Source organism: Sphingomonas sp. Leaf20 (assembly GCF_001421535.1).
Classification (GTDB): Bacteria; Pseudomonadota; Alphaproteobacteria; order Sphingomonadales; family Sphingomonadaceae; genus Sphingomonas.
Map to the genome: position 1 here is coordinate 109,006 of NZ_LMKN01000011.1, position 14,315 is coordinate 123,320.

At 58.1% G+C, this 14,315-nt stretch carries 16 protein-coding genes; 6 read left to right on the forward strand and 10 right to left on the reverse strand.

The genetic code is table 11. From position 1 onward, the window contains the following. Window positions 1–227: 227 nt before the first annotated feature. The 5 genes from ASE72_RS18255 to ASE72_RS18275 all read right to left on the reverse strand — a co-directional run bounded on the left by ASE72_RS18255 (window position 228) and on the right by ASE72_RS18275 (window position 6,298). Window positions 228–3,812: an ABC transporter permease/M1 family aminopeptidase gene (locus tag ASE72_RS18255; protein ID WP_056025112.1), complete on the reverse strand. Its 3,585-nt coding sequence runs from the start codon at window positions 3,810–3,812 to the stop codon at window positions 228–230. Between the two features lie 14 nt (window positions 3,813–3,826). Continuing rightward, window positions 3,827–4,705, reverse strand: a complete 879-nt coding sequence (locus ASE72_RS18260; protein WP_056025115.1) for an ABC transporter ATP-binding protein — start codon at window positions 4,703–4,705, stop codon at window positions 3,827–3,829. Window positions 4,706–4,807: 102 nt separating this feature from the next. Beyond that, entirely contained in the window at window positions 4,808–5,197 is a 390-nt protein-coding gene (locus ASE72_RS18265; protein WP_056025118.1) for a hypothetical protein, read from the reverse strand. A gap of 193 nt (window positions 5,198–5,390) precedes the next feature. Continuing rightward, entirely contained in the window at window positions 5,391–6,029 is a 639-nt protein-coding gene (locus ASE72_RS18270) for a hypothetical protein (protein WP_156350666.1), read from the reverse strand. After that, window positions 6,026–6,298 carry a PadR family transcriptional regulator gene (locus ASE72_RS18275; protein ID WP_082446279.1) on the reverse strand — a complete coding sequence of 91 codons (273 nt, stop codon included), beginning with the start codon at window positions 6,296–6,298 and terminating at the stop codon, window positions 6,026–6,028. The genes ASE72_RS18270 and ASE72_RS18275 overlap by 4 nt, the downstream gene beginning before the upstream one ends. 328 nt (window positions 6,299–6,626) lie before the next feature. On the opposite strand from ASE72_RS18275, the gene ASE72_RS18280 reads away from it, so the two are divergent. Both ASE72_RS18280 and ASE72_RS20945 read left to right on the forward strand, forming a co-directional pair. Continuing rightward, the gene (locus ASE72_RS18280) at window positions 6,627–7,196 is read left to right on the forward strand and encodes a recombinase family protein (RefSeq protein ID WP_056025127.1); all 570 of its coding nucleotides are present in this window, start codon (window positions 6,627–6,629) and stop codon (window positions 7,194–7,196) included. 206 nt (window positions 7,197–7,402) lie between these two features. Then, window positions 7,403–7,696, forward strand: a complete 294-nt coding sequence (locus tag ASE72_RS20945; protein WP_235532446.1) for a hypothetical protein — start codon at window positions 7,403–7,405, stop codon at window positions 7,694–7,696. Between the two features lie 25 nt (window positions 7,697–7,721). On the opposite strand, the gene ASE72_RS18290 is transcribed toward ASE72_RS20945, so the two are convergent. Further along, window positions 7,722–8,090 carry a helix-turn-helix domain-containing protein gene (locus tag ASE72_RS18290; RefSeq protein ID WP_056025163.1) on the reverse strand — a complete coding sequence of 123 codons (369 nt, stop codon included), beginning with the start codon at window positions 8,088–8,090 and terminating at the stop codon, window positions 7,722–7,724. A gap of 23 nt (window positions 8,091–8,113) precedes the next feature. Continuing rightward, window positions 8,114–8,422: a type II toxin-antitoxin system HigB family toxin gene (locus tag ASE72_RS18295; protein WP_235532447.1), complete on the reverse strand. Its 309-nt coding sequence runs from the start codon at window positions 8,420–8,422 to the stop codon at window positions 8,114–8,116. Between the two features lie 106 nt (window positions 8,423–8,528). Here ASE72_RS18295 and ASE72_RS18300 point away from each other — a divergent pair, with 106 nt between their 5' ends. The 3 genes from ASE72_RS18300 (at window position 8,529) to ASE72_RS19875 (ending at window position 12,246) form a co-directional block, all read left to right on the forward strand. Then, window positions 8,529–9,548 (forward strand): M61 family metallopeptidase, encoded by a 1,020-nt coding sequence (locus ASE72_RS18300; RefSeq protein WP_056025130.1) that lies wholly within the window; start codon window positions 8,529–8,531, stop codon window positions 9,546–9,548. Window positions 9,549–9,991: 443 nt separating this feature from the next. Then, the gene (locus ASE72_RS18305; protein ID WP_056025132.1) at window positions 9,992–11,284 is read left to right on the forward strand and encodes a M16 family metallopeptidase; all 1,293 of its coding nucleotides are present in this window, start codon (window positions 9,992–9,994) and stop codon (window positions 11,282–11,284) included. Window positions 11,285–11,463: 179 nt separating this feature from the next. Further along, entirely contained in the window at window positions 11,464–12,246 is a 783-nt protein-coding gene (locus ASE72_RS19875; RefSeq protein ID WP_156350668.1) for a HEAT repeat domain-containing protein, read from the forward strand. 65 nt (window positions 12,247–12,311) lie between these two features. Here ASE72_RS19875 and ASE72_RS20435 read toward each other — a convergent pair whose 3' ends face one another. The 3 genes from ASE72_RS20435 to ASE72_RS18315 all read right to left on the reverse strand — a co-directional run bounded on the left by ASE72_RS20435 (window position 12,312) and on the right by ASE72_RS18315 (window position 13,995). Next, window positions 12,312–12,692: a hypothetical protein gene (locus ASE72_RS20435; protein WP_156350669.1), complete on the reverse strand. Its 381-nt coding sequence runs from the start codon at window positions 12,690–12,692 to the stop codon at window positions 12,312–12,314. A gap of 123 nt (window positions 12,693–12,815) precedes the next feature. After that, window positions 12,816–13,229: a lysozyme inhibitor LprI family protein gene (locus ASE72_RS18310; RefSeq protein WP_056025136.1), complete on the reverse strand. Its 414-nt coding sequence runs from the start codon at window positions 13,227–13,229 to the stop codon at window positions 12,816–12,818. A 232-nt stretch (window positions 13,230–13,461) separates the two neighbouring features. Further along, a complete protein-coding gene (locus tag ASE72_RS18315) occupies window positions 13,462–13,995 on the reverse strand; it encodes a glyoxalase superfamily protein (protein ID WP_056025139.1) in 534 nt (177 codons plus the stop codon). A 135-nt stretch (window positions 13,996–14,130) separates the two neighbouring features. On the opposite strand from ASE72_RS18315, the gene ASE72_RS20950 reads away from it, so the two are divergent. Beyond that, the coding region (locus ASE72_RS20950; RefSeq protein WP_235532448.1) for a hypothetical protein at window positions 14,131–14,315 on the forward strand (185 nt) is incomplete at its 3' end.

Sequence of the window (14,315 nt, forward strand, 5' to 3'; positions counted from 1 at the left end):
AGTAGGGCCACCACCGCCCAGTGTCGCGAATTTGCTGACTTTCGAACGTCGCATATGTCTCCACTTTTGCGACATATCGATGCAACCGTGGATAGCATCCCGGTCGATTTTAAGAGGCGGCAGCGAAGACGGCAGTTCTATTCGTCTCAAGTTTGTAATGCTCGACATCTACTCTGGGTAGCGTGCGTCCGGCTGGCCGCAACGTGATGGTTCGCACCCCTCGGACGTCATCCTGTGGTCGCAATGATGTTATCATCAGAATTACGGTCGATTGGAATCTCGAAGGGATCCGTACCCGCATAGCTCGGCTTGACTGAAGCAATCAATCTGATCTGCTGAACCCCGGTATGAATCTCGATAGACTGAGACGAAAGCACATTTTGCACGTCGAAGGAGCCTGGCCCGGGCCTCGCCGCGAACAGGCCGAAATTGATACTTTCCTTGAGAAGTGCCTCGGTCTCCTTTCCTTTTCCATCAGCATGATATTTGTGGGCCTCGACAGTCAGGATCGTTTCATAGCGACGGTCAGGCAACTTGCTAACCTTTGCTGCTATGGTCCTGATATCATACAGCGTGATCTTTTCGAACAGATCGGTGATTAACTCGTTCTCCCGCGGGCTGGCATTACTGCGAAATTCTGCAATCAAGTCGAGCGATCGCGGATATCTCGCAGTGTGGGACCCGAAGCGATAGAGATAGCGCTTCAGTGCAGCATTGACGCGTTTATCACCGAGCACGTTGCGAAGACGATACATCGCTAGTTCCCCCTTTTGATAATAAACGTAGGGCTGGTTTCCAACTTGGCTGAGCGGTAATTCTTCTGCTGTTTCGAAGCCGCGCGTAGACAGATATGCGTCGAGCTCATGCCGGAGATAGCGACGAACTTCGTCGCGGCCCCCGCTTCTTTGCATCGCGATCAGTGCGGAATATTGCGCAAGTGCTTCGTCAAGCATTGAGGCTCCTGGCATGTCCGCAGGGATTACCTGATGTCCCCACCACTGATGCGCCAGTTCATGCGCGACCACTTGGCCAACATAGTCAAGCATGGTCTTGTCTCGAAAGTCGGCGATGAACCCCAGACCTTCGGAGTAGGGAAAGGTCCCGGCGAAGGATTGCGCGCCCCCCCTGTAAGCCGGAAACTCGACGATGCGTGCATGGCGGAACTGATAGGGCCCGAACGCGGAATGGTATGTATCGAGGGCATTTGCGGACCCGGCCAGCATCCGGTCGACATTGCGGGCGTGCCGCGCATCATAATAAACGGTGAGATCGACGCCCTTATGCAGGATGTGCCGCGCCTTGTACCGAGCCGACTGTAGCGAAAAGAAGTTCAATATCGGCACGTTGCTTATGAAGCGCGCCGTGCGGCGCCCGTTCATGATGCCGTCTGCGATCTTCGTGCCGGGGGCGATCGGAGTCTGATCGGCATCGGTGGTAAGGCTGATGTCGGTCTTGACCCAGTCGCTACGCAGTCGATTAAAGCGTGTTGCCGAGAGATCATTCACGCTTGCCGGACTTAACTCCGGCAGGGCATATTTGCGCCGTTTATCAGGATCTTGGATAAGGCCGTGGCGATCCATGCCTATCGCGGGCAGGAGCTCAAAGTTGTCTATGAAAGTCCCATTGTCCACCACGCTTACGTCATTGCCTTCGTTGCGAAAGCCCATCTGATGATGGATGGTAGTGAAGGTGACGCGCGCCACCGCGCCCGGGGCCAGCGGCTTCGCGAAGCGGTAGATGCGATACTGGAAACCGGGATAGTCCTTAGCCAACGTTGCGCCGGCAACACTTAGCGCGGTCCATTCGGTGTCGCGCGAGCGCATGCGGAGATGAACCTCGGTCAACGGTGCCGTTTGCCGATTGACCAGATCAAGCGTGCCGTTCGCCACCAGCTTCTGCTGGCGAGGCCAGAGTTCGGCGTTCACACGCACCATGGCGATCGCGGGCTGAGGCGTCTTTTCATATGGGACCAACTGGCGCTCAAGCCCGCTTAGATACCGATCGTCATCGCGCGAGGAGCGATACGCGTTCCAGACATGGGTGTTGATGAAGCACCAGGCGCCAAGACCGACAAAGGCAATGATCGCCGCCGCTGCTATGCCGCCCGCCTGGCCTGCTAGCCGATGTGGCAGGCGCTTCAACCGGACATTCAGCAGCGTTTCGGCACCGCGTCGCCACAGCGCGTGGCTCAGCACCAGCAGGAGGAGAGCAAATGCTGCCCAATAAGCGCGAAAGCTCCAGGCGCCGATCCAATATCGGCCATGCCCGTTCATGTCGGAGAGGGGGACGGTTGGTCCTTGCGCATAGGTATAGAGATGGTCCTCCAGACCAAGCATCGGGAGCGCCGACCGCGAGACCACGAAGATTAGCATGCCCCCCCAGCCGACGATCTTGTGAGGACTAATCGCCTGCACGGACACCGCAAGGATCGCGATCAGTACATAGTCCACCGCGTTGGGCAGAAGATACCAGAGGAGATAATGATCAAGCTCCAGTTGCGTGTAGCCCCTAAACAGCTGGATCGCCACCGCGCCAACCATGCTCACTAGCAGTGTCGAGATCAGTACTAGGGCCAGCGAAAGGACCTTGGGCACAACATAGGCCCAGTCGGGGATCGCGGTCGCGCCGATGATTTCGTGAATGTTTCGGTCGCGTTCGCGCCAGACCAGCTCCCCGCTGTAATAGATCGCTATGACGAGAGGGATAAGTTTGAACCTGTCGTCGAGCAGCTGGATCATCAGCCGCGTGACTGGCAGGGAAGGAGTGCCCCACGCCAGATCGAGGTTTCGCAGACCGGTTAACGAGAAGATCAGACCGAGCATTAACAGAATGAGGTAGGCCGGGCTGCGAAATATCTGGACCATGTCGAGCCGCGTGCGGGCCCGCATTTGAGTCCAGGCGGTCGCGTGACCGAAATGCGGCTCGATTCTTGGGAAAGCCTTGGCAGCGCCCTCGCGAACCATAGTCACTGTACCGGCCTGCTGGACCTCGATGCTGCGGTGGCGCGCTTCCCGCGGGACGCGTTCGGCGAACTGGAAACGGGCATGGGCGAGTGCGAAGAAGGCCGTGCCGACCGCGATCCAGCTGAGACGGTTCCACAGTACAACGCCGTAAACCGGCAAGCTCAGTGTGTTGAGTTCGTTTGGGGACCAATAGCGCGTAGCCTGCGCGAGCGCAGCAAGACCGAATGGGTCTATATAGGCAGTGAGCAGCCCATTGCCGCCACTTTGCGAGGCAACAGTCGCACCTCCCCAGAACATCAGCAAGGCGATGACGCCGACATAGGTGGCGACCATCGAGCGCGTAAGCACTGCGAGGGCGAAGAGTAGCGCTGAAGGCACGAATAAATTGGGCAGCGCGAACCAGAGAAATGGCATGAGATAAGCAGCCATGTGGTTCGGCCCAAACAGCGCTGGGTCTACCCATGGCATCTGCGTCCCGAGCCACAGCGTCACGGGAATTGCGATGAAACTCATCGCTATTGCGAGGAGAGCGCCAGCGTAACGGCCCAAAAGATATGGGCTTTTGGCCATAGCAGTAGTCAGCAAAAGCGGAGCAAAGCCGGTTTCTTGGTCGCGCACGACCGCGTTCGCGACGAATGCCGCTGACACGAACATGTAGAGCCCCGATAGCGCCATATAGAGTTGGGCGACTTTGAAGGGCGCATTTTTTTCGACACGCTGGGGCATGCCGATAGAATTTTGACTAATCGTGGCAGCGAAGACAAGCACCGCGAACAGCAATACGGCAATCCAGAGAAGCGGATTGCGCAGTTGGTAGCGAAACTCGAATTTAGCAACTTTAAGAAACATCGTCGCTGCTCCCCTCAAGCTGCACGGCGCAAAGCGTCGAGCGTTGAGAAATAGACGTCCCGGAGGCTGCCAGTGGCCGGGACAAATCCGTCGCCGGGCGAGGTGTCGGATGCGACGTGAATAACGGTTCGGCCCGCGAGCAGGCGGGAGGAAATTACTTGGTGCGCGGCGGTGTGGTCTTCCAATACAGTGCGATCGATGGTCTTCTGCCAGACACGTCCTATCAGTTCGGCAATAAAGTCCTGAGGCGCGCCGTCGAGCACGATGCGGCCGTTCGCCAGCACGGCCATCCGCGGGCAAAGGTCCGCGACGTCTTCGACAATATGGGTGGAAAGGATGACCACGGTGTCGTCGCCGATCCCGGCGAGCAGGTCGAGGAAGCGATTGCGCTCCTCCGGGTCAAGACCTGAGGTGGGTTCGTCCACGACGATCAGCCGGGGATTACCGATCAGCGCCTGCGCGATACCGAACCGCTGACGCATACCGCCCGAGAAGCCAGCCAACGCCTTTTTACGCACGTCCCACAAGTTGACTTGGTAGAGCAGCGCCTCAACCGTCTCCTTACGTTCGGCACCAACGGCGAGGCCTTTCAATACGGCCATGTGATCGAGCATGTCGTACGCGGAAACGCGGGGGTACACGCCAAATTCCTGTGGCAAATAGCCGAGTGTCCGGCGCAACGCTCCCGGGTCCTTGAGGACATCAGCACCCTCGAACACTACGCTACCGCACGTGGGCAATTGCAGGGTCGAGACGATCCTCATCAGCGTCGACTTGCCCGCCCCGTTGGGTCCGAGCAGGCCAAACATGCCCGCAGGGATCGAGAGAGTCACGCGATCGAGCGCGCGCGTGCCGTTGGCGTAGACATGGCTCAGGTCCGTGATCGAAAGCATAGCCGTCTCCTCTGAACAAACATCACGACATATGTAGATTTAAGAGTCAAGCGAGCGTGGCTCTTACCTGATTATTCAATCTGATGAACCGCTGCTTCCGGATTATTTGCGAAGACGTGGGGTCAGCCTTTTGAAGACATAGGGTGTCGAACCCTCATGTAGCGTAAGCTTGGTCGCCGAAGGTAGCCGGTCGAGGCGCAGCTTTCGCACCGAGCGGGTTCCGTCCACGTCGAGCCCTTGATCAGATACGGCGCCGACGTCAAATCGCGGCAAGATGTATGGCCCATCTACATCTCTACCGATGACATAGGATATGGTCCTCTGATCGTTTAACAGCATCTTGCCGTCGGCGAGCTTTATCGTGCCGCAGAAGTCGTTTGCGAACAGGCCGTTCGCGCTGGAGTCAATGACAGGCTTACGAAGCAAGACAACGAAAGCGATGAGCAAGATAGTGCCGGCTGCAACGACGCCTATGCTGATAACACGCCGCATTTTCACTCTCCTTTGGCCCCATCGGGTGCTGTTTCTCCTTGGCCCGCATACGCCTTGCCAGCGTTTCGATGATCATTAGCAGTCAGCCTCGCCACCCCCTTTGCGGACACATAACAACATATGTAGACTTATCAGTCAAATCGATCCGTATAATTCCAGCCAGTCGCATGGATCGTTGGAGGGTGCCTACAGGCTACCGAGCAGGCATTTCGCGCGAGGCATCTGCATAAACCCGGATGTGCCACCGCGAGATAGATATTACTGCCGCCAATTCGATTGCAAGCTCGGCAAATTGTGCCCTCAATGGCGACAGATCGAGCATCAATACGCCCATGAAGAGCGCCAGCGTGATCATTGCCGCCCCAATCAGCGTGCCGCACTTCACAATGCGCGGCCAGTCCCCGTCAACGAGCATCCAAGCAAGACAAAGGTGCGCCATGCCGAGGAGAATCCACGTGATCAGCAATATCGGGATGGCGCTGTTCTGAGACCAGATCAGGTAGGGATTTGGTTCCGCGCCGGCGCCCGGAATGCCGACAGGCGAACTTTCTACCAAGGGCAGGAAGCCGACCGCCTGCTGGAACTGCAGAACTGCCATCGGGATGAGTAATCCTAGGGCAAGCGCATAGCTCGCAACGATCAGGCGTCCTTCACTGTGCTTCCCGATCTCGCGCCACGCTGCGATGAGGCAGCCGATCGCGAACATCATTGGCTTCCCATCTTCGACTGCCTCTTCGAACTCCGCTTCCATGGCCATCGCCCACGTTCGGCGATCCGAGCCGAGAGACCGACTGGCTAATGACAGCAAAGCCCGCGACACCGCTGCGGTCATGCGAAGGAGGCCTTGGTGAGGGTGATCGAACCGCCAGGTGTCGCCGCCCGCGCAAATGCCACTCCAGCATTTGTTAAACGGTATGCATGCCGAGCAGGGCGACCAGGTTGTTCCGGCTCGCGCCACTCGGCCTCGACAAGCCCTTGGTCGGTCATGCGGATCAGTAGCGGGTACAGCGTTCCCGACAAGAGCCCGGTTTCTTTCATCAGATCGTAGCCGTGGCGCCACTGCTGAGTGCGCGCAGACAGCGCATCCAACAAGAGGAGCATCTGCTTCGATGGTCGACGATTACGGCCCATGGTCTCACTCAACCTAAGTAGAGTTATGTGTCAACTGTCGAGGCGGCAGGATCGACCTGCTATCCGCGTTTTCGAGCCTACTGGCGGTCCGCGAGCGGCAAGGGGGTCTGCGCACCGTACGTTACTTAACGTCCAGCTCTGGAGACGCGGTAATGACATGGATCGGCCAAAAGCGGTCAGAACTGTGTCGCGCATGTCCTAAGTTTCGCAACAGGATGCCAAACGCTTATTCGTTCTCGTCCATTTATGTCGCAAAAGTCGGTTGCATAATAGTCAATTTTCGATACAGTTATGCGACATGCTGATTGGCTACGCCCGTGTGTCCACCGACGACCAAGATCTCCGGTTGCAACGCGCTGCGTTGAAGCAAGCCGGATGCAAGCGGACGTTCGAGGAGAATATCTCGGGCGCGAAGCGTGACCGACCCGAGCTAGCCAAGATGATCGAGCAGCTGCGCGACGAAGACACGGTAGTGGTAACGCGGCTCGACCGGTTGGCACGCTCCACGCGCGATTTGCTCGACATTGCCGAGAAGCTAAAGGAGATCGGCGCCGGCCTGCGCTCCCTAGCTGAGCCTTGGGCTGATACGACCTCGCCAGCGGGGCGCATGGTGCTGACCGTGTTCGCTGGCATTGCCGAGTTTGAGCGTGAGTTGATTCACCAGCGCACCAGCAGTGGGCGAGCGGCGGCAAAGGCGAGAGGGGTTCGGTTCGGCCGGCCACCCAAGCTCACCCCCGATCAGATCGCGCTAGGCAAGCGATTAGTGAGCGAGGGTACGTCCGTGCGGGAAGCTGCCAAGCTGCTCAAATGCCATCATGCGACCCTCTACCGGGCGCTGACCGCTGCGGCGTCGAGATTAGAAACCTGATGCCGATCCGTGCCGAACATGTGTTCCTGTATCCAATCGATTGGCCGCAGCTGTCGCAGCTCGTGCGCTTTGTCAGAGCGAAGGGACGATGCGAGCATTGCGCGCGTCCCCATGGACAAAGGGTTTTCCATTTGGGGGATGGACGGTGGTGGGACAGGAATTGTCTATGCTGGCGCGATGGCAGGGGACGGCGCGTGCGAAGACCGATGGAGAATATCCTGATCCAAGGCAGGTGGACACCGGTGGTACTGGCCTGTGCTCACCTCAACCATGATCCCAGCGACAGCGCGCTTCACCAGCTGGCCGCACTCTGCCAGCGCTGCCACATGATTTACGACGGCCCCGAACATCGTCGTCGACGCTGGATGAACGCGCATTACCGGCGCTCGCTCGGTGACTTGTTCCACGGACCATACCCAATGCATGGTGCCGACTGGATTACGCCCACCCCGATCAGCATGCTCGACGACAGCCGTTCGTTGTACGCTCAGATTTCATAGAACCAAATTTACCCCCGTACCCAAATCACGCCTTGGCCAGCGCATACTCCTGAACCAACACCTTCTCCGGCACGTGCCATGCCCCGGCGATTTTGCGGATCATGGGAAGGGTGAGGGCACGGTTACGCGCCAGTATCTCGGTTGCCCGTGACTGGCCAATCAGCGCTGCCAGTTCTGCACGCGTGTGACCGTTCATCTCCATTGCTGCTTCGATCGCGCGCACCGGATCAAGCGGCTCGATAGGCCAGCGACGGCTTTCATATGTTTCAACCAACGTGGCGAGCACATCGAGCCGATCGCCGGCATCGGTGCCCTCCTCTGCTCCCCACAGCGTCTCGATCTCTCGCAGCGCTGCTTCATGGTCTTCGTCAGTACGGATAGGACGAATATGCATCGCATCAGCTCCAATAGGCATCATCAAAACAGGCTCACCGTCAGGGCATCGATCTTATCGTACTCGGCATGCGTCCCGACGAACTTGATAAAAGCAATCGACCGTTTCCAATCAAACGCCACAACCATACGATAATCGCCGCCAGCCACCTCGAACCGGACCCGCTCGCCGTTGAGCGACTTCGCTTTCGAAAAGTCGGCAACGACATCCAGAGGACTATGCCAAACAGCCGCCCCGGCAACCTCATGCCAGTGCCTTAAAGAGGCTTCCGTCGTGGGGTGCTTCGTCCAGAAAGCGATCAGCTTGTCCCTGGCGATAATTCTCATATCCATTGATTAGCATTTCCCAATACGGGAAAAAAGCTGATTTCCCGTATTGGGAAAGGTCTTGGATTAGTGTTGCCCCACCCCGCGGGAATTGAACAATCTTGCACGCCGCGTGATCGCCGTCGAGCGCGCCTTCTGGGACTCGGATCGCAGTGCTCCCTTCCTCGTAACCGCAGCTCCGATCGTCGGCAGCCCGACGGCTATGGGTTTCGGCGGTACCGGACGCGGGGATGCATTTGCGCTGTGGGTCGATCAGCGAACGCCCCTGGCAAGCATGAAATGGCTCCTTGCCCACGAATATTTTCATACGTGGAATCCAGGCCAGCTCGGGACCGTGCCCGAGCGTCGGGAAGCACGGCCGGGGGCTTATTGGCTGAGCGAGGGCTTTACCGACTACTATGCTCGCGCCCTGATGGTGCGCGCCGGCCTGATATCGCCCGAGGAGTTCGCGACAATCTGGAATGAGATGCTGGCGGCCTATGCCGGTTCTCCCGTCCGCTCCATGCCAGGCGTGCAGGCGGCGGCAGCCTTCTGGGACAATGAGGCGGCGCAGAAGCTACCCTATCAGAGAGGCGCGATGCTGGCGGCGATATGGAACGCGCGGTTGCGGGCGGCGAGCCAAGGTGTGGTGAACATGAATACGGTGCTGCACGCTCAGATCGCTGCGGCGCGGTCTTCGAAGGAGCAGGCAACTTTCCTGTTCAAGTCGCTAGTCCGTCAGAAGGGAATGAACATCGCTGCCGATGTGAACCGATACCTCGCGAAAGGCGAGCCGATCCTTCTGCCGGCCGACACGTTCGGACCATGTGCCACAATCGTTACTGAAAAACGCCCGCCCTTCTCGCGAGGCTTCGACGCGGACGCTACTGCCAACGCCGGCAACGTCGCGACCGACGTGGAGCCGCTGTTGCCGGCATATGCGGCAGGGTTGCGCGATGGCATGAAGATACTTGCCCGAACGGAAGGCCAGCCGGACAACGCGTTGGTGCCTTATGCATTGCTGGTAGAGGATCAGGGTAAACAGCGTACGATCCGGTATCTACCGCATGGACGGGAGGGGATCACGGTGCAGCAGGTCCACATCACGAACGCGCAAAGTCCAGAATGCTCACGGACCCTGAGCGGCTTGTAGAGCACAGTTGACGCTTTGAGGTCGGCTTCAGTCGTTCCCTGCTTATCATATCATGAGAATGCCCCGGGCGTCTCGCTGGCCGTTCCTTGATGGCAACGCCGATCAGGCTCATGATACAAAGCAGCAGCCACCATTCTGCCTCAAAATGATGCCCATCTACGACCCTGCCCATTAGTGGTCGCATCAGGCGGCCACAGTGGGGTCGAGGGGCGTTCATGCGAAATAGCGGCAAAGCAGCAATAATCTCGATCCTTGCTCCCTTAGTTGCCTTTTCGTCTTCCGGCTTGGCCCAGGATAGGGTGCGAGCCACTGATAAAAACAGTGTGAAACTCGCGGTTGGCCGGTCTCCCGATTGGCGAACTCCGCTTATCGGACGTCTTGCGAACGGCGTGCGGTTTGCGATCCTGCCTAGGCAAGGGCAAGAACCTGGCGTTGCGCTGCTTATGCGCAACGAGGGCGGCTTTATTGCCGAACGTCGGCCCGGTGAACGGGGACTGGCACATCTGATCGAGCATGTTGCGTTTCACAGCCCGACCGTCACCGCGCCGGACGATTACGATCATCTGAAGCGTATCGGCCTTCCGCTGACGTTGCCCGCACCGAATGCAGGGTCCACGTCATGGCGAGAGACCAACTACTATCTCTCGACCAGGACAACAGCTCCGAACGATATCGACGTATTGCTAAGCCTGTTCCGGGATGCTGCCACGGGGATGACCTTTCGCCCGGATGCGATCGATACTTCGCGTGGCGAAGTCATGCGGGAAATGGCCGACAAGAGGCTCGGCAACGACATTTACGCCAGCTACATCGCTGCCATCGCGCCCGGCTCGCCGAACGATATCATCAACGCGCAGAACTCGGACGATGTGCCGGTCGCGAGCACCGACACCATCCGCAGCCTGTATCAGCGGCTGTACCGCCCCGTGAACATGACGATCGTCATCGTCGGCAATGTGAAACCGGACGAAGTAAGGACTCTGATCGAGAAGCGTTTCGGGGACTGGAAACCCGAGCTACCAGATGCCCGCCGCGCACCCTTCCCGATGTTCGATCGCCGACGCATTCAGCCGATCAGCTTTTCCGCGCTTCCACAGGGGCGTCGGACGGCATTGATGACGGTCGTGCTGCCGACGCCTGCCCCGCCATCATCGCGCGATCGCCAGATGCGGGACGAGCTCATGGACATGATTGTCGCGCGGGCGGTCAATCTGCGCCTCACAGCGCTTCAGCCGGACAGCCCGCCCGGGAAGGTCGGAATGTTCATAGAGAATGGCGAGCAAGGTCAGCGGCAGATCATGCTTTGGGACAATTTCGCAGATGATCGCTGGAAACCGGCTGTTGCGGATTTGCGCCGGATCACATGCAACCTCACCACAGGGGGCTTCACGGCGGAGGAGTGGCAAGCCGCCAAGCGGAATATTGTGGACGATCTGAACCGCCGCGCGGCAGACATCGCGAAGGTCTCGAACGTCGATCTGGCGAAGGACTTCTCTCACGCACTTGCTGATGATCGAGACCTGATCCCGCCCAACGAACTGCTTCGCTACGCCACAAACACGCTTCCCGGAGTAGATGTGGGGTCCGGCAGCACGTGGTGGCGTCAACAATGGGGTGGCGGTGTGGAACACCTTCGGGTGGAAGCACCTGAACTTGCAAAGGTGTCTGACCCGGTGGTCGCGATCCGGGCGGAAGCCAATGAAGCGACCGGCTCATCTCGCTGCAAGGTGCGCTGACCAGAGGCTCCTGCTTTCATAAAAGCCCGTCGAGTCGGGTTAAGAGAAGGCTGACACATTCTCGTTTTCCGATCGTTTTGGAGAAAGCAGCCATTCCGCTAACGCCTACTTTCGGACATCCATGGCCTATCGCTGCACTCCCGATAGCGGACATCGTGCAGCGCTGTTAGGCTGGTCTGGTGAGCAACGCTGCCGATGACCCTCGATCGATCGCTGTCCTGATGGAAGTCGTGGCGCAGGCCGCCGACGACGCGGTAGGTGAAGCCATCGCTGCTTTGCACTGGCGCGGATCAAAGGAAGTGCTGGATCGCGCGGTTCGTCTTACACAATCCACTGACCCGACATTGCGAGGGCGTGGGGCGGAAATTCTTGGACAGCTTGGGGTTCCAGACCGGACATTCCCTAATGAATGCTTTGCTGCTGTGCTTCCCTTACTGGCTGACGACGACGGCTTGGTGGTTTGCGATGCAATATATGCGCTTCAGCATATCGACGATTTCCGGGCTGCGCCGCACATCATTCCTTTTGCCGATCACGAAGACGACGACATACGCCACAACGTCGCTGTCGGTTTAGGCGCGGTCGATACCCGCGAGGCCGAAAGTGTCCTTTTGAAGCTGATGACCGATCGTGATGCAAATGTTCGTAACTGGGCAACGTTTGGCGTCGGACAGCAGCGAGACAGCGACACTTATGAGATACGTGCCGCCCTTGCCGCCGCGCTCTCAGATGACGATCATGAAGTGCGCTACGAAGGCATTATCGGTTTGGGGCGACGGCGCGACAGCCGTGCGGTAAGATACTTGAAGTTTCTTCTGCATGATGATCCAAACGACTTTTTCGCACGTGATGCGGCCGTCAGACTGCTGGGCTTTGATGAGAAAGAACAAGTCGCGACGATGGAGTTGCTAGGAGCGCTTCAACGGCTCCAACGCTGGCATGTGGCCAAATATCGTGCATGATTCATAGCCGGTTATACGGGCTAACGCCCGTAAGCCGCCGGTCCGCTATCCACCATCAACGGACATTACAGTTTAGCTACGATCTCTCGGATCGCTGGCTTGGTATGCTCCTCGACCGGGTCGTCGGATTTGTCGTCGCGACGATGCCATTCACCGGCGTCGAATGCCTCGTAAACCTCATGAAACAGGGCCGGCCAAGGGGGCTGGGGATCGCGTTGCTGACGACCAATAACGAGCGCAAACAAGTCGTTCACAAGAGAGTCGCAAAAGGAAAATGACAACTGTCCGCTGTGATAGGCGAGAGCTATCTCACTACCAATCCGGTCGAAGAATTTTGCAATGTCTTGTTCGCCATCACCACCCCAGCGCGCGAGATCAGCGTCGCTGAAACGGGCTCCCCCTGTTGCATCGGCTCTTGTGCGTAGATGATCGAGTGGCGTGCCCATAGCGTCAATGTAGCGGTTGTACCCCCGGTGCCAAATGGCAGCTTTCCACCATCTTAGGCCATTCCGATGTCGCGACCTGGTGGAACGTGCTCAGTCTGCTCTCACAAATTCCCATCGGAGGCATTAGGCCCCGAACTTCTCAACCTTCCACCAATAAGTCGTCTTAAGATCCCTTATGCGATGGCGTGTCAGCGCCTCGACGCAGGCAGGGTAAGCAGCAAGGCCACCAGTGCCGCCCTCGTAGAGATCGCGTTCAGCGGCACATGTTTGATCGCGATATGTGAGCCAAATGCGCTCCGCGCTCCGGAGCTTCTGGCGATCGCCGCTTGCAAGGATCTCGATGATCCGCCGATATGCGTCGTTCAAATCGGCGTCTGCCTTCTTAGCCGCGCGGTTCAGGCAATTGGCTTGATCAACGCCCGTTCCCGCCACTTTGCAAGGAGCGTCGGTCGCATTCATGTGCTGTGCGTGCAGAGGATTCACCGCGCTGAGCAGCACTAAGACTGCCGCCGGTAGGTATGGAAATTTGAAAATCATCACTCTTCTGATCCTCTGCGATGGTCCTTTGTAGGCAATCGTCGCTTGGATGGGAATGTCCGCTACTGGGCGTTAGCGGACATTCGCCTGCTGGCCTCGCGCAATGTCCAGACTTGGTGGGAAGCGGACATGGACGTTGTGTCCGGAATTGGCGGCACGCGGCTGACCGGTTAAAGCCGATGTCAGCGTTTTAGCGGTCGTTCAAGTGACACCGAACGACCGCCGTCGTGTATCAGCTATGCTTTTGACAGAACCTGATGCGGTTGCCGAATGGATCATGCACTTCCATCTGATCGCCCCAAGGTTGGCGATTGATGCCGGGTCTACCATACCCGTATCGCTTCGCACTCAGTTCCGTGTGGAACTCTCGAACACCCACCATCCAGACGAACGCGGTAGAACCGGGGCTCGCATCGCCATGATGCTCCGATAAGTGAAGCTCGAGCCCAGCGCGCGCGACCGCCATATACAGCGGCAGATCGGGCTCATGGCGTTGCTCCATCGTCACCGCGAAGCCGAGGAAATCGCAGTAGAACTCCCGTGCCTTGGCGACGTCGAAGATGCGTAGAATTGGTATGGCCTGTTGAAAGGCTATGCCGTTTGTCGCCGCAGGCTGCAGCTTCACTGCAGCCATATTCCAGTCGCGGTGACCAAGTTCGGCAGCAACCAGTTCGAGGCTTACGGCGTGTGGTATATCGATAGATCGTGCAGCGAGCGCCGAACGCAGTCGTTTTGCCATTCCCTTGGCTTGATCAATAGTAGGCATGATGTGTCCTCGCGCCGGAGATGGGTCATCGGTGCTCGCATTGCCGATCCATCGCCGGGCGGACTATCCGGTGAAGATCACATCTCGATGTCTTCACCTCATCCTTGCGGACGCGAGCGGCTGGCGACATCTGCCATGAGCAAATTGGCAGACACACGAACCATTTGTCAACGCGTTCCAACGGTCATTTTTCACGACCGGACCTCGGGACGCCAAAGTCTGCAATTGGGCGTCAGCGGTCATTCGATGCGACCGGCTTTGGAACGTCCAGAATGGTGGTTAGCGGTCGTTCCCGATCTGTCAGTAGACGATCGACATGT

Excerpts from the sequence above, each read along its gene's own strand:
- ASE72_RS18255 (WP_056025112.1), bottom strand. The coding sequence starts at position 3,812 with ATGTTTCTTAAAGTTGCTAAATTCGAGTTTCGCTACCAACTGCGCAAT.
- ASE72_RS18260 (WP_056025115.1), bottom strand. The coding sequence starts at position 4,705 with ATGCTTTCGATCACGGACCTGAGCCATGTCTACGCCAACGGCACGCGC.
- ASE72_RS18265 (WP_056025118.1), bottom strand. The coding sequence starts at position 5,197 with ATGCGGCGTGTTATCAGCATAGGCGTCGTTGCAGCCGGCACTATCTTG.
- ASE72_RS18270 (WP_156350666.1), bottom strand. The coding sequence starts at position 6,029 with ATGACCGCAGCGGTGTCGCGGGCTTTGCTGTCATTAGCCAGTCGGTCT.
- ASE72_RS18275 (WP_082446279.1), bottom strand. The coding sequence starts at position 6,298 with ATGCTCCTCTTGTTGGATGCGCTGTCTGCGCGCACTCAGCAGTGGCGC.
- ASE72_RS18280 (WP_056025127.1), top strand. The coding sequence starts at position 6,627 with ATGCTGATTGGCTACGCCCGTGTGTCCACCGACGACCAAGATCTCCGG.
- ASE72_RS20945 (WP_235532446.1), top strand. The coding sequence starts at position 7,403 with ATGGAGAATATCCTGATCCAAGGCAGGTGGACACCGGTGGTACTGGCC.
- ASE72_RS18290 (WP_056025163.1), bottom strand. The coding sequence starts at position 8,090 with ATGCATATTCGTCCTATCCGTACTGACGAAGACCATGAAGCAGCGCTG.
- ASE72_RS18295 (WP_235532447.1), bottom strand. The coding sequence starts at position 8,422 with ATGGATATGAGAATTATCGCCAGGGACAAGCTGATCGCTTTCTGGACG.
- ASE72_RS18305 (WP_056025132.1), top strand. The coding sequence starts at position 9,992 with ATGCGCAACGAGGGCGGCTTTATTGCCGAACGTCGGCCCGGTGAACGG.
- ASE72_RS20435 (WP_156350669.1), bottom strand. The coding sequence starts at position 12,692 with ATGGGCACGCCACTCGATCATCTACGCACAAGAGCCGATGCAACAGGG.
- ASE72_RS18310 (WP_056025136.1), bottom strand. The coding sequence starts at position 13,229 with ATGATTTTCAAATTTCCATACCTACCGGCGGCAGTCTTAGTGCTGCTC.
- ASE72_RS18315 (WP_056025139.1), bottom strand. The coding sequence starts at position 13,995 with ATGCCTACTATTGATCAAGCCAAGGGAATGGCAAAACGACTGCGTTCG.